The sequence below is a fragment of the Apilactobacillus pseudapinorum genome, from assembly GCF_040369555.1.
Taxonomy (GTDB): Bacteria; Bacillota; Bacilli; order Lactobacillales; family Lactobacillaceae; genus Apilactobacillus.
This window is the reverse complement of sequence record NZ_BAABVU010000026.1, coordinates 223,725-241,701: the sequence shown is the minus strand read 5'-3', so window position 1 is coordinate 241,701 and position 17,977 is coordinate 223,725. Positions and strand designations below refer to the sequence as shown.

The window sequence follows — 17,977 nt, the reverse complement described above, 5'->3', positions numbered from 1 at the left end:
CTCACAATTATTCCAATTATCTAATACGTACATATTACATCAATTTTTTTGACAAGTTAATCAAAAAGTGATGTCTTAATAAAAATTTAAAAAACTTAATAAATCGTAATCTTTTGCAACATTACACCCTTATTTTCATTAATAAAAATAATTATCGTTATAAGAAATGTATAAAAAAAGACTCACTAACAAAAATTATTGTTAATGAGTCCTTTTATTTAATTATTTGATTCTTTTCACATAGGTTTTATTTGAAGTAATGTACTTACCATTACCGATGTAGAATCTAGTAATTCCATTTAAGTTTTGAAGTTCAGAAATACGAATGACTGAACCCTTCTTCAAATGCTTAATTGCATTTAATCTGGAGAAAGTCTTCTTGGTGTGAATTAAAATTCCACCCTTTCTGATTACTCGTACTTCTAGAGCAGGACGACGGTAATAAGCTTCTATCGTCTTATTAGCGTAAACGTAACCAACTCTCAACTTGTATTTAACACCTTGCTTAGTAACAATAGTCTTCAATACTTTGTAAGCTGTTGCTTCATGTCTTGGTCTTGCTTTAACATATCTAACCACTGTCTTCTTGCTAAAGTGAGTAACCTTGTAGACATTACGTTGGTTAGTCCAGTAAACGTATCTAGGTGCGACACGACTTACATAGGTCTTGTTAGAAGTGAAGTAACGTCCGTTTCCTAGGTAGAATCTAGTCAAACCATTTAGTTTGATTACCTTCTTAACGTGGACTAATTGACCACGACGTAGGTGAACTAGACGATTCTTGACTGTGTAATGCTTGCCTGAATGGATCCAAGCCCCTGTGTTTCTAATGATGCGGTAAGTCTTTAGAGCGTTAGTTCTGTAGTAAGCATCATGAATGTGCTTATTGTAAGAAATGTAGCCACCCTTAACCTTTAGTCTTGGGTACTTGTTAGCGTCTAAAGTGAAACCTAATACCTTAAATACATGGGCTTTGTTTCTAGGCTTCTTAGCATAACCCTTAACACGGTTTTTCTTAGTAAACTTAGCATCACGGTGAACGTATAGACCATTGTCACTGTATACATAAGTTGGAATGGACTTAGCTAGTTCTTTCTTGTATGCAGCTAGGTATCGTTCTTGATAACGCTTATTGTGTTTGCTCAAGTCAGGAATTGGTAACTTCTTCTTCGCTTGTTCCTTGGCATCCTTTTCAGGGTTACCAATTGGAGCAAAGGTCTTGCTTACTGAGATGTTCATAGTAGTTGAACCATCATCGTTAACAACTGGTTTAATGATTGTACCAGCAGATGCGGTGTAGGTATTACCATCTGAATCTGTGATACTTGTGGTGTTGTTAACTACTAAGTTACCGTCCTTATCAACTTTAGCAATCACTGTTCCGATGACTGTAGTGCCATCTGGAGCATTGAATCGAGCGTCATCAATTGTGATAGTACCATCTGGGTTAACTGGGTATGAAGGAACGTGGTAGTTACCATCTTTATCCTTGGTTACTTGAGCACCCTTAGGTACCAAGTATTTACCATCTGCGGACTTAGTTGGTGCACTAACGATAGTGTTACCTTTACCATCCCCAATTACCGGAATGTCACCAATTGAACCAGTGTCTTTGCCGTTATGATCAAAGTGGGCATCCTTAATAGTATCGTTAACGGGTTCTAGAACTGGGTTGTTTGGAATTTGATCACCTGGTTGAAGCGTTGGACCAACATATCCAGGAACAACTGATTGAACGGTCTTAGTGCCATCTGGGTTAACATGGATAATTCCAGCACCATCAACGACTTTACCTTTATCACCAATTTGCGCAGGAATGTGCACATCTTGGTCAATTTGTTCAGAAATGATGTGGTAAACAGGATTACCTTTATCATCCTTAGTTACGGTAATTGGTTCACCAGCTTGAACTTGGTATGCCTTTCCTGGGTTATTAGGATCTGGCACCACTGTAATGTGAGCAACGCTGAATGTACCATCTGGGTTAACATTTGCTGCAACATTGTGAATAACCGTGTTGATAATCTTGTTGTTACTATCAACTTGATCAAAATGAGCATCTGGAATATTAACTGTACCATCCGGATTTGTTAATAGCTTGTTTCCTGCAGCAGCATAACCACCGTTAACATTACCATCTTTATTAACCGCTGTATTAGTAGGTACATAATAGTAGTTCCCATCATTACCTTGAGCGATTGATGGTGCAGTAGTGTAAATATTACCACTAGCATCAGTATGAACGTGTAATGTTTGGTTATTAACGCGAGGAATATTAGCATTATCTACCACGCTGGCATTATTCATGATACCGTCAGTTGGGTAAACCGAAACCGTGTATGAATTATCAGATGCATCATACTTAATTTGACTACCAGGAACATAGTTCAATCCAGTTGGAACTGGTGTAATCAATGCTTCCTTAGCACGATCTGTACCATGGAAAATTGGTTGGTTACCGTCATCAACAGAGTATCTAACGGTTCCAGAAACATTTGGCACTAATTGGTTCGTGTAAATATCTAAGAACTTAACATTATTACTATCTGCAGTTGGCGCATTATCAGTTACGTGAACTAGTGGATTATTAATATTAACCACTTGGTTATCTAAATCAGAAATATGGTATCCTTGGCCACCAATACTACCATCAGTTGGAAGAGTTGCATCCAAGATGTGACCAGTTGTCTTATCCACAACAATGGTTCCCTTAGCTGGAACATCTTTCTTAGTCTTGTCATCGAATAAAGGAACATTAGTCAATGTAACCGTATTATCTTGAGCAGTAACGTAGAAACCACCCTTGCCATCAGGAGTAACAGGTGTACCCTTATCAGCTTGGTAAGATTTAATACCATTAACAACGTGAATACCATCATCATTATTAACTGTTAGATTACCATTTGAATCCATCTTAGCAGTTACATCGTGGTATCCCACAACATCACCTGCGCCATTCTTAATTGGTACATTTGGTAATGTCACGATACCAGTAGATGGATCGTATGCATATGATGGAGCATGGTAATTACCGTTGTTATCCTTTTCAACATTAGTAGTTGGTAGGATGACACGAGTATGATCAGCAGTTTCCACTGGTTTAGTAACTTGAAGAGTTCCATCTTCTTGTCCACGAACCGGAACATTATCAACTATCTTACCAGTGTCATTACCACTATTATCATCAACATGAACGCCATTTAGAACGCCATCGATTGGAGTTAATACTGGTACTGATGGAACAGTTTGTCCATCTGGAATAGTTGAACCTGTAAATCCTGGAACATTTGAATTGATAGTTTGACTACCATCTGCATTTATGTGGATAGTTGATCCACCGGCTTGAGTATTACCGTTAGTACCTGCTTGAGCATCCCTAACCACGTCTTGTGCTAATGGTGTAGCAGCAACATGGTATTGAGGATTACCGTTGGCATCGACTGTAATCGTAATTTCTTCACCGGCTGGAGCCTTCAATACTGTCTTAGGATCATCAGTGTTAACCACTGAAGTCTTAGCAACAGTAATTTGACCAGTAGTTGGATCAACATGAGCAGTAATTGGTGCCACAACACTTTGACTTGGATTGTCCTTATTGTCGTAATTAGCATTGCTAATGTTAATTGTTCCGTCTGGGTTAATTGGAATTGGATTTCCATCAACGTTGAACTTACCAGTTGCTTGGTCCTTAGTAATTGGAGAACCAGCAGGAATAATGTAGTAGTTGTTATCACTACCATTACCCTTAACAATTTGGTCATGAGCAGTTACTAAGTTGTTGTTTGCATCTAACTTAGCATCTAAGTCCCCATTAGCTTTTACAGCACCACTGTTATTAACGTTGGCATCATTAATCTTGATAATACCATTGTTAATTGGTAGTGCATCAGCATGGTAGTTTTGATCGCCTTGTTTTGCAATCGTTGTGTTTTGTGGAATTAGATACTTACCATCAGGTGACACAGTATTCTTAGTTACAACCACGTTACCATTGTCATCACCCTTAACTGGTAGATCAGCAGTTGAACCGCTGTCTTTACCATTTTCATCAAGGTGAACACCTTTGGCGATATCATCAACTGGGGTCAATGTTTCATTTGAAGTATCAGCATTATTAGCTAATCCTTTTTGACCTTGGTATCCAGGAATGTCTGAAACAACATCCTTAGTACCATCGCTGTTGTAGTGAACGTGAGCAGCATCATTAACTGGTTGTGAATTTTGACCTGGTTTAGCTGGAATCTTTTGATCTTGTTGAATTACCTTAGCATCAACATGGTATTGAGGATTGCCGTTAGCATCACTTGAAACAGTGATTGGAGTATCCTTGTCCACTTGATATGCCTTGCTTGGATCATTTGGATCAACGACTACCTTAGTATCCGCTACAGTAAGTACTGGGTTGTTAGAAGTACCGTCACCGTTATTATTAACGTTTGCAGTAATTGATCCTAGGATCGAGCTATTAACATCACCAGTCTTTGGATCCTTATTATCTAAGTGCGCATTATCAATTGTAACTGTCCCATCTTGATTAGTTGAAAGCTTGTTTCCAGAAACTGTGTAACCTGCAGCATTTGGGCTAGTTGGATTTTGGTTCTTATTTACAGTAGTTCCCTTTGGAACAACATAGTAATTACCATCAGAACCTTTAGAAATAGAATCCTTGGTAGTAGTAATGTTGTGGTTATCATCAGTGTGAACTGTTAATGTTTGACCAGCAGATTGAGTGCTTCCATTAGCATCGGTAACATCCGCCTTCATTGGACCATCGGTTGGATATACAGAAACAACATATTGATCGTTGCCTTGGCTATCCTTAACCTTTTGAATAGTAGTTCCATTAACAAAGTTGTATCCATCTGGGTACTTGTTAACAGCATCCCCAGCTTCATCAGTTCCATTGTATATTGGTAGACCATCTCTTTGAGTGTAAGTGACAGTGCTATCAGAAGGCTTAGTTACTTCCTGGCCAGTGTAGATGTTGATGAATTTAACGTTGCTTGAACTAGCAATTGGTGCGTTATCAACAACATGAATTGGTGCATTTGGATTCTTGTAATCGATGGTTTGAGTACCATAGTTGTTTACCTTGTAACCATCGTTAGCGATACTACCAGTCTTAGGTAATGTTGCATTCAAGATAATGCCTGTAGTCTTATCAACGATTACTTGAGAAGCCTTATCAGGAGTTTGCCCGTTGTTATCATTAACCATTGTGACATTCTTCATCACTGCAGTATCATCATTGGCAACTAATGAGTAAGTACCATTTGGATTTCTAGTAATAGTAGTGCCATCATCAGCTTGATATGCTTTTGAATTTGGTTGATCCACAATGTGAACACCCTTACTATCATCTGAAGCTAATGACAATGTTCCAGTGTTTAAATCAATAGTAGCCTTAACATCCTTAGAAGCTAATCTGTTGCCATCTTCACTATTAATAGCAGTATTTGGAAGTGTTACCGTTCTACTATTTGCATCGTATGGATATGATGGGACAGTCCAATTACCATTAGCATCCTTAGTAACCTTAGTGCCAGGTAGGATAATACGACCATCAGTAGTGATAGTTGGCTTAGTAACTTGGATACTACCATCAGGTTGACCCTTAATTGGTAGGTTATTGATAACCTTACCAGTATCCTTACCGTTTAGGTCAGCAACATGAACATTATCCAATGTTGAGTCCACTGGTGTTAACTGTGGTGTGGACTTGCTGGTATCGTAATCATTTGGTAGATTATTTTGACCTGCGAAACCTGGAATATCAGAAACAATATCCTTAGTTCCATCACTATTGTAGTGAACGTGTGCCGCATCGTCCTTAATTGGGCCCTGGTTACCAACTTGCGCTGGAATTGATTTATCTTGATCTAGGGTTTGAGCAGCGGCATGGTATTCAGTATTACCATTATCATCCTTAGTCATGGTGATTTCAGTTCCGGCAGTTACTTGGTAAGCCTTCTTTGGATTATTTGGATCAGTCACTACTGTGGTCTTAGCAGCTGTAATCTTGCCAGTATTGGTATCAATATTAGATTGAACCGGTCCAGTAATTGAAACATTGTCATTATTATCAAAATGAACATTATCAATTAAACCATTTCCAGGAATCTTAGTACCTGCAGTTTGGAAGTTATTTTGTCCATCTGGAGTAGTGATTGCAACGACCGGAGTACCCTTAGGAATAGCGTAGTAATTACCATCGCTACCTTGAGAAATAACATCCTTAGTTGTTTCAATTGAACCATCTGAATTAGTGTGAACTGGAAGAGTTTGATTGTTGTTACGAGCAGTACCACTTTCATCGTTAACAGTTGCATTGTTGATTTGACCATCAACTGGGACAACTGGAACAATGTACATCTTCTTATCAGTATCATTTTGGTCGTTGTTTGGATAACCTTCAACAATAATTTGGCGTCCTTGTGCATACATGTAACCATTTGGAAGTGATTCGACTGCACTAGATGCATTTGAAGTTCCGGCACCAACTGGCATATGGTCACTATCGTTAACCTTAATAGTGTATTTTTCACCATTAGTTGACACTGTTTGGTTTGTGTAAATATTAACGAAGGAAACATTAGTATTATTGTGGTATGGCGCATTATCGATAACAACGATTGTGGCGTTATCGTTTACACTTCCATCACCATTACTCCAGTTAACAATTTGACCTGCTTGATTGAAGACTTTGTATCCAGCGTTTTGGTTACCACCAGTAGTTGGAACAGTTGCACTAATAATCTTTCCCGTGCTCTTGTCTACATATGCAGTACCAGTTCCAATTGAACTGTTAGTCAAAGTATCTTGTAAGTTTGCATTATTAATTACGGCTGTGTTATCAACAGCTGTAACTGAGTAACCGTTTGGTCCTTTGTCAACAACAGTTCCAGTATCAGCCAAGTAGGCATGGTTACCATTAATAGCGTCAACCGGAGTTTGAACAGTGATAACCCCAGTATTTGGATCAACCTTCCCAGTAATTGTTTGGTTACCGATTACATTTCCGTTTGGATCCTTAATTGGAACATTTGGTAATGTAATGGTTTGATTATCAGGGTCATATGGGTATGAGTTAGCATGTAGCTTACCATTTTCATCAGTAGTTACTGGTGTGTTGATAAGTACAATACTATTTCCATCATCACTGTACTTAGTTTCAGCAGTAGTTAAACCACCGTTGTTGTCACCCTTAACCTTAACGCCACTAGCAGTTGAACTAGTTGGGGTTCCACTTGGATTATCTAGATTCAAGTCAGCCTTGGTAGTTGTTGGTGTTAATACTGGGTTAGTTGGAATATCGGTAGTTCCAGCAGGAAGTGTAGTTCCAACATAACCTGGTTTATCAGAAACAATACTAATTGTTCCATCATCATTCACATGAGTATGAGCAGCATTTGCTTGTGGTTGTGAGTTTTGACCTGGTTTAGCAGGAATTGATTGATCTTGAGCGACCTTAACTGCACTAACGTTGTATTGACCGTCTGAGTTAGCATCCTTAGTTGATCTGTAGATGATTGAACCAGCTTGAGCAATAAACTTATTACCTTTACCATCATCACCTACAGTTGTGTTAGCTAATGTAATGTTGCCACTAGCATCAACCTTGGCTTTCACATTTTGGGTTACATAAGTACCATCGTTGGCCTTCAAGTTAGCGTTATCAATGTTAAATGTACCGTCTGAATTAGTTTGGTAACCCTTAGCATGGTATTGACCATCTGGTCCTTTCACCATAGTAGTTCCAGCAGTAATGACGTACTTTCCATCTGGAGATGTAACTGTCTTAGTAACTGTGATACTACCATCATCATTACCTCTAACTGGTAGGTCAGCGGTAGTGTTAGTAGCTTGTCCGCCGAAATCAACAGTAACACCCTTAGCAATATCATCAGCAGGTTGTAATACTGGATGACTAGTATCATCATCTAATGGAAGACCTGTTGCACCCTTAAACCCAGGAACATTTGAAACAACATCCTTAGTATTGGTATCTGGGTTAATTACTACCTTCGCACCATTAGGTACGTTTTGACCATTCTTACCAGTTTGAGCATCAACAGTGGTGCTTGCTGGTATTTGAACAGCATCAGCATGGTATTCAACATTTCCATTTTCAACCTTTGGTGTGACAACTGTCCCTGGGTTAACTTGGTAAAGATTACCATCGCTGCCCTTAACAACTGATGGTTTAGCAACAGTAATAGTTCCAGTTGCATCATCTATCTTCACAGTCATAGGACCTGGGTATGAATTACCAGTGTTGTCATATTTACCATTATCAATAGTAAATGTACCGTCATTGTTGGACTTAATTTCATAACCTTGTGCATGGAATGTACCAGTAGTTGGGTTTTGTACTACATTACTTCCCTTTGGTACGAAGTAGTAGTTTGGATCTCCATTTTCACCCTTAGTAACATGGTCTGCAGAAGTGGTAATTGTAGCACTTTGACCATCACTACTTACAGTAACTGGCAATGTCGCTGTCGCCTTTTCTTGACCATCTGGTCCATCCACAATAGCTGTTGGAATGGAAGTGTTTTGAGGGATTACAGAGATAACGTATTCACCCAATTGGTTATCGTGATATAGTTCTTGGTTTGGATCATAGATGTAATTGTTAGGTAATGCCGGAACACCTTGCGATCCTTGTGCATTAACAACTGACTTGTAAACATCCTTTGTACCGTAGTAAACAGGTAAACCTGTTGCATGAGTAATCTTGATGTAGTAAGTAGTATTACCAACTTCTTCTGGAGTCAACATTTGCTTAGTGTAAGCATTTTTAAATCCAACTGGAGTGAAGTAATCGAATGGTGAGTTCGCAGTAACTTTTACAACCGCATTTTCATTTGTACTACCATCTGGGTTCTTCCAGTTAATGGTTTGTGCAGTCTTATCTGGATCTTGTGCAATTTGATATCCAGCATTGTCTGGTCCTTGACCATTCAATGATGAAATGTCTGCATGAGGCAATACCTTACCAGTAGTTGTATCAACGTTAACCGTACCAGTACCCACCACCGGATTACCGGAAGCAGTATCAGTCAATTGAGCATTGTTAATAGTTACGTAAGCTACTTGACTGACAACCTTGTAACCGTTACCGTCTTTGATAACTTCAGTACCATTGTCAGCTTGGTATGCTGTTCCGTTACTTGTAATAATAGTATGAACACCTTTACCATCTGGTTGGTTCAATGTAAGTTTGCCAGTGTTTGGATCTAGAGTTGCAGTAACATCTTTATGATCAATGATGTTACCTTTATTATCGTAAATCGCAGCATCATGAATAGTTACAGTACCATTTTGGATTGGTAATGTTTGAACATGATAATTACCACTAGCATCTTTAATTACAGGTGAACCTGGTAATGCAACTTGGCTACCATCTGAAGTGTAAGTGGTTTGGGTAGTAACTAGGTTACCCTTGTCATCACCCTTCACTGTTAAGCTGCTAATTGTCTTACCGGTATCACTACTTTGGTTATCATCTGCATGAACATTGTTTAATGTAGTTTCTGCAGGATGTAATGTTGGGTTACTTGTATCTTGAGAAATTGGCAAGTTAGTGTCTCCAGTGTATCCTGGAACGTTAGATTGAACAGTTTGAGTACCATCTGAATTGATGTGAATGGTTGCACCATTTGGTACGCTTTGACCATTATCACCTGTCTTAGCAGGTACTTGTTTATCTTGTTGTACCTTGGTAGCAGGTACATTGTATGCTGGAGTTCCATCTGAGTTTTGACCAATATTCACTGGAGTGTTATCAGGAACAACATAAACATTGCCCTTGTTATCAGTTTGAGTTTGACCACCCGCAGTTGATAAAGTCCCATCTGAGTTAACATGAGCTTTAATTGGTCCGGTTACACTTGAACCATCTTGACCATTGTACTTAGTGTTATTCAATGTAACTGTTCCATCTGAATTCAATGGAAGTGAGTTAGCATGATAGCTACCGTCATCACTCTTTGTTACTGGTGTATTAGCAGGTACGAAGTAATTATTATCCCTTGATGCCTTACCAGTTACCACGGAGATGTTTCCCTTATCGTCACCCTTCACAGTTAAGCTATCTGTAGTTGATCCAGTAGTTTGACCATTGCTATCATTCTTAACCCCTGAAATAGTTTCAGTAATTGGTTTTAGAATTAATGAACTAGTATCAACATTGCTTGGTACTGTCATTGATTTTTGACCATTATCCAAACCATATCCAGGAACGTTAGATGTAATTGTCTTCTTACCAGTAGCTGGATCAACAGTAACTGTAATCGCGTCTTTAACTGATGGTCCATTTTGGCCAGTTTGGGCTGGGTAAGTTTGGGTTAGCTTTTGGGCCTTACTTGGCACATGGTATTCATTTTGACCATTAGCATTAGTAGTTACAGTTACATTATCACCTGGTTGGGTGGTATAAATTGTATCCTTATTAGTTACTGATGATGGTTGTTTTACAGTCATTGATCCATCAGAATTAATAGTTACTTTTACTGAACCTGTGTTACCAGTATCCTTTTCATGATGGTCAAAATGAGCTGAAATAGTAGCTGTTTGTGTATTACTGTCATATTTAAGCCCTTCAATGGTTGTTTTACCATTATTTTGGTTAACCTTAGTTCCGGCAGGAATAATATAACTACCATCTGGACTTAATGTATTAGATGCGACGACAGTATTACCATTGCCGTCAGTTGTAACAGGAACATTAGTAGCGCTGGCACCTGTACTTTGACCGTTATTTGTAATGGTTGCGTTTCCGATACCTACTAATTGACCGGTAGTGTTATAACCATTACCAATTGAGTTAGGAGTATTGGCGTTAACGGCACTACCATCAGTTACTTGATAAGTGTTACCGTCAGAACCTGTAACATTGATTGGTCCATTTGGTGAAACAACAGTTGTAGTTCCATCATTATGACCTTGCACTGTGGTTGTGACAGTACCAATCTTATTACCATTAGCATCATGAACATCCAATGTTGTTTGGGCAACGGTTGGAGTTACCACATAGTTATTACCTGTACTGTCTTTTTGAAGACTAGTTGATGTAAATCCAGGATTATCCGGTATGATATATGGACGAGAAGTATTACTTGAATGAATAGTTCCTTGTCCTACCGAAGCTCCTGATGAAGTAACTAAAGAGGCGGTTGATCCATCAGTAGGTTTACCAATTACCACATAGTAATAACTATCATCAGTTCCCTTTCCATCATGTGCTCCAACTGCATCTTCGAAATCCCCCAATGAACCAGTAAAATTAATAGTGGATCCATCATTTTTTGTAATTGTAATGTTTGATGTGTATGATCCAGATGTAACTGAAACTCCATTTTGCTGTGAAGACGAAAAGCCATCGACTTGGATTAATCGATTTGGATTATTACTAAAGGCACTAGATGTATATCCAGTCATATTAACTGCAATAATTTTACCGGTATCTTGGTTAGTAATTCCATCAACAACATGCACATTCACAGTGACATCATTTGTAAGTGCAGTAATATTAAATGCACCATTAGTCATATTATCTGATCCTAAACTACCATTATTGTATCCAGGTAGATTTGGAACAATCGAACCATCATTTTGCACAATTCCAGTGAAAGGAAGTAATATTCCATCAGATCTTCTCAAAGGAACTCTGTCTCCTGGATTATAATTTCCATTACTCTTCTTAATAGTAACTGCAGGTTTCCCGTTTTGAATGGTAATGTTTGTGCCTTGTGGGATGATGTAACTGTCATTGCCGTTAGTAAAGGTAGTTCCGGCAGTTACGTTAGAAGTACCATCTTCGTTACCTTGGGCGCTAACAGTAGTACTACCAACCTTCTTACCAGTATCAGCATCATAAACATCAACGGTGGCATTAACTGGGTTGTTAGAAGGTGTCATGACAGCATTACCGTTCTTGTCTAGTTGTGCTTCAGTAGAAGTGTTGAAACCTGGCAAAATAGTGTTAGCCTGTGCCCCACCAGCCCCATTAGAGGTTAAAGTAGCTCCACCACTAATCTTACTACCAGCATCTGTTACTGCTGAAACATTCTTAGTTCCAGTAAATACTGGAGAAAGATTAACGATACCTTTACTTACATCATTTGGATCAGCATTAACTTGCGTACCTGGAGAAACCACGTAAGAACTATTTGGATCACTAGGATCATTCAATGTTCCATTAGATGGGTTATCAACACTCTTAATAGTTGTAGTTCCATCAGCGTTTCCTTGAACTGTAGCAGTTACTGTTCCAATAGTTTTGCCAGCTTGATTTTGTACCGCAATGGTTACGTTAGATGTGGTTGTTGGATTTAAAATCGCATTACCATTAACATCTTTCTTTGCCGGAGATGTACCAACAAATCCAGGAACATTAGAAGTCGATTTAGTAACACCGTTACTATTAGTAATCACTGCTCCCGCAGCAATTTGGTTCCCTGAAGATGTAACAGCATTCACATTTTGGTTTTGAGGTGCTACTGGATTAACAGCGATTACTGGTTGACCATTATTATCCACTGTAATGGATGAATTTGTATCAACAGGATAAGTGTTTCCTTGATCATCAGTAATTGGTTCTGAAGTATTTACTTTGGTAATTTTACTTGTTCCATCATTTTGACCTTGTACGTCTACAGTTGCAGTCCCTACTTGTTGCCCAGTAGAAGAATTTACAACTGGAATTTGAACATTAGTTGAAGTAGTTGGTGTCAAGACCGCACTATTGCCGTTCTTTTGAGCTGGGTTACTACCCACAAATCCAGGAACATTAGATTGACTACTTGTATTACCGTTTTGATCAGTAACCAAAGTTGCCCCACCAGGAATAGAACTACCATTTGGAGTTACCGCTGTAACGGTTGAAGTCTTGGTGTTATCAACAGTCGCAGTTACAGAAGCTCCTGAGTAGACTGTGTTATTAATGATTGGATTAATTGCACTACCTGGAGTAACTTTGTACTTCTTACCGTCATCACCAGTAAATTCATCACGACCATTAACTGCTGTAATGATTGATTGACCATTATCTTGACCTTGAACCATTACATCAGCAGTAACTGGCTTACCATTCTTAGTAACGGGGTTACCTTGATCATCGTAGACAGTTACCTTAGTACGAACTGGTGTGGTTGATGGGTTAACAACATCCTTACCATTACTTACAGAAGTATTGGTAGGTGCAAAACCAGGCAAGTTGGTGTTAGTAACCACGTTGCCGTTAGCATCAATGGTTCTAGTACCACCACCTGCAACAGTTGAACCGCTTGGTGTTTGAACATTTACATTAGTTTTATCTAGTGTAGCAGTCAATTTAACGTGGTAAGTTTGAACCCCATTAGAATCCGTTACGACCCCAATCTTTGTACTTGGATCTATCACGTATTGAACACCATCATTTTTACCTGATGGTACCTTAGTGGTCTTAGTTGCGTTAACACCACCATTAGCGTTACCAATCACCTCAATTTGTTTGGCAACTGCACCAGTTGGATTACCGTTAGCATCATCAATGTAAACATCTGCTAGTCCAGCTTGTGGTACTACCGTGTACATTCCTGATGAGTCCGGACTAATTCCGTTTGGATTACTTACAATTGCATAACCAGGAAGGTTTGGTGTAATTTGAGTAATCTTACCGTTAGCATCAACAGTTGCTGTTCCGGCAAATGGCAATTGGCTCCCATTGGCTGTATCTAGTGATAGTTGAGCTCCTGTTTGCATGTATTGAACTTCTGGAACAACAACATCATATGTCTTCGCATCATATTGAGTTAATGGAGTCTTACTTAAATCTAGTACATAACCTTTATTATTAGTTGAAACGTTGTTCTTTAAGATATTGATTTGATCTCTAGCTTGAGAGAAGTTGGTAGTATCAACGGTTCCATTAGCTAAAATTGAATCACCTGGAACAGAAGTTACCCCGATTAAACGACGCTTATTAGTTCCTAAACCAGCATAAACACGGATTGTCTTTGCGTTGATTAAACTACTTTCAGCATTTGCACCAGAATAATCTGAATCATTAAATGGTGTAATATTTTGATTATTAACGGAGAAAGTACGATATTCCGGTTCAGGAAGTGGATCACTGGAAGTCTTATTAGTATAGTATTGTGCTTCTGACTGATCAGCATCATTTAAATGTGACAAAGTATTACTAATATTAGCAAGGAAATCATTAGCTTTAACAACCGATGGAACTGAATATAAATTATTATCTGTTGGTCTCAATAATGTTCCGCCATTGTCAACCACACTATTATATCCGTCAACATTGGTTTGGTAACTATTATTAGATGGACGAAGCGTACTAGTTACACTGGCAATTTGTTGACGACTAGCACCTTGTGAACTGTTTAATCCCGTAGATAGGAATGTATTCAAACGAATTCCGACAGTATCTAGTTGTTTAACTCCTAAATTGACGTTACCACTAAATAAGATAGAACCATCGCTTTGAGTTGTTGAATTACTACTATCCAAAGTAATTGTTTCAGCAAAGTTTTCCTTATTACCACTTTGCTTATACATATTTTGGTAACTATCTTCATTTCCATTGGTACCAGCATCAAAGCTACCAGTTACAAAATGAACATCCACTTCTTTAGATTGTGGATCGCTACCCTGATTATTCATTTGGGCATTAAACTTAGCATGGTAATATCCATCAGCATCAACGTAAGTAACTAAGTTATTATTAAATTGAATTGATGGAGCACCACTTAAATTAATCGAAGTATCATTTCTGGAATTTTGTCCAGAAACGATGCTTGGGTTATTACCACCTAATTTTTTATCAATTGTGTCAGCAACTTTAGAGTTACCTTGGGCAATGGATGAAACTGTTTGTCCTAAAGCATTCGCGATATTAATAATATTAGATTTTAATGAAACCGCTGAAGAAATATTAGTTAAAGCCTTTTTAAAGTCTTTCATACTCATTCCAGCTACTTGCTCAAATGTTTGACCATTTAGGTACGCTTGTTGGCTCTTAGTATTAGTGCTGTCACTAAAAATACCTATTCCAGTAGCTTTATTCACATCCGATTTCCAAACATTCTTGATAGCATTATTGATATCATCTTGTGTTGGATTATCTCCATGTTTGTTTTTATCAGGATTATAAGCCCCGGCAGAAGCACGAGAAGTATTATTAGTAACAAAATTACCATTACCTACTTGCTCTTCAAATGATTGCTGGTAACCAATAATATCTTCGTATAATTGAACGTAGTTTGCTAAATAATCCAAAGCATAATCGAAACTAGCTCCATTTGAAGTCACGCCAGTATTAGGAATTAACTTCCAAGTGTATGGATAACTAAAACTAAATTTATCTTTACTATATTGGTTAGAACTCTTATAACCATTAGTAACACCATTAATATCTTGGAAAATTTCATTTCCAATCATTGAAGAATCAGTCTTTCCACCAGCAGTTCCATTACGACGATAATGGTAAATATATGGATTAACTAGGTATCCACTAGAAGTTTTCACACTGTCGATAGTATCTTGATCCAAAACAGCTCCAAAAACGTCAATAGAAGATAAGCTCAATTTAACACCATCGGCACCAGCAGTTGATCCTGGGGTGACATTCAAATTAATGCTAAAATCTTTGGGATTGTATGCAACAATTGGTACATATGCAAAACGAATAGGATCACTCTTAGAACCTGTATTCATATTTACAACCATTGAACCATTTTGTAAAACCGTAATTTGACTCATGGATGGTTCACGAGTTCCACCCTTAATTAAATTAGAATATGGACCATACACGAAGGCATAATACTTACCAGCGTCTGATTGATCTGAGATTTTGGCATCCACATTAAAGGTCCCGCCACTTAACACTTGCATCCCATGGCCTAACCAAATAACTGCATCAGTTCGCTTAGAATTTGGATATTGAACACGCTTATCTAAAGATGTAGGAGTTACTCCACTAGGAACAATTACATTTAAAGTACCACTAATCGTAACATTTCCACTGTCACCACTACCGGTATCTTCAGGTTTGTTAACATTTCCAACTCTAATCGCGTTGGTGTTGTTGGAAATAGTAAGCGTAACGACCGCTCCTTGATGAATACTAATGTTTCCATTCGCCATAATAGCGTAACGTGGGGTTTTAGCAGGATCTAAATGTTTGTCATCTTTGATCATTTGTCCCTTTAGATTTTTATTGTAAACATGGTTATCTAATTCAACTGGATTTAAATTTAGTTGAACACCTTGGTTAACTACTATGTAGTTAGCTGATAGTGAGTTCATATTGTACTTAGCATTATCACCGATGACGATTTTTCCACCATTAGAATTGTTATCAGCAAAGTCAACATTGTAAGTTATTGACCCATCATTTTGAATAGAACCATCTGATGTCTTTACATTTGCACCAATAATATAGTTTCCATTACCGGCTGTGGGATTAAACAAATTATTAAATCCACCATTGTAGTTAACATTGTTATACCCAATAAACCCATCACCATTAACCGTATATGAAGTACTTAGTCCGCGCATATTTTGAATGATAATACTATTGCTCTTGTTGGACTTATTGAATGTGTAGCTACCGGATAAATTATATTGTCCTTGTCCATCAACCACAACATTACCTAAATTATCCATTGAGCCAGTAGAAGAAATATCAGCAGTCAACACAATTTTATTAACAGTACTAGTGGATGAAGCGTACAATGCCTTTTGGTATTGAGCCGCATTGTTTACATAAACAATTCCGTTATTAAAGTTGTTAACAGCTTTATCATAAGCTGTTTGGTATTGATTTTTACTGCTATCACTATTATTTACAGGCATTACAGTAGCGTCGGGTGAGACGTTGTAACCACCAGTATTGAAGTTGTTAGATGAATCGAATTGTTGAGCAAGCGCTTGTCTAGTTCCTACATATGAGTTGTCATAAATTGGTTGCAAGTTAGTATTAGCAGCTGGACGACTACTACCGGTTGTAGGATCATCACTCTTACTCTTAATAGCATCATTATATGCTTGATCTGCTGTCTTTTTAAAATCGATTCCATATTGGTAGGCAGTGTATAACAAAGAGTTCAAGTTGTTTGCAGCATCTTGAACATTTACATTAGTGGATGCGGCCATATTTTGCGCAGCTGTCTTAGTATTATCAGCTTGTACCCCTTGATATGCAGCCGTATATAAATCTTGGTTATTACTTCCATTTAAATTACTATTATTACTTACTTTACCAGCATAAGCGTCATGAACACCTTGATTAATGGAACTAGTATAATCAGCATATGGATCAGAAGTTCCCTTTTGTGTACCGTATAAGTTTTGCTTGTAGTTGTTAATAGTATTAGCATCTAGATTAGACTTTACATCAACAGTGCTAGCAGTATTATTAGCATCCCCATCTCGATTAGTTAGTTGATCATTGCTATCATCGCTTGATTGGGATTGCGATTGAGATGTGCTCTGCTTATCACCCTGATCTTGAGATTGGGATTGCGATGTGCTCTGCTTGTCACCCTGATCTTGAGATTGTCCATTAGGTTGAACAGTATTTTCAGAAGCGTAAGCACTAGTCTTTTGTGACATTAGTCCCATTGCGCTAGCACCTAAAAATGCAAACGAAGCTAAAGAAACAATCACCCACTGTTTCTTTACCTTACGAAGAATTTTTTTATCATTAGTTTTTTGAATTTCATTTTTATTATATTGCATGTAAAAATCCCCCCTATTTTTCTTGATTGATAAGCAACTTTTTAAACCATGTAAAAAGCAGTAAGATTCAAAATCGGTTTGATTTTTTGTCTACATATCATATCAACAAAACCCTAATCCATAGGCATTTACTCCAATTTACATATTTTTATTATAAACCCAATGTATATAAAATTTAATAACCTTAAAATAATCTTAAACAAATATTTATAATCATATAAAAATCTTAATATTT

The 17,977-nt window shown here is 37.8% G+C and carries 1 protein-coding gene; it reads right to left on the bottom strand.

Features of this window, described 5'->3' with window-relative positions; all coding sequences use genetic code 11:
• Positions 1-222: 222 nt before the first annotated feature.
• Positions 223-17,742: a DUF5776 domain-containing protein gene (locus ABWU86_RS05860; RefSeq protein ID WP_353321973.1), complete on the bottom strand. Its 17,520-nt coding sequence runs from the start codon at positions 17,740-17,742 to the stop codon at positions 223-225.
• Between the last annotated feature and the right edge of the window lie 235 nt (positions 17,743-17,977).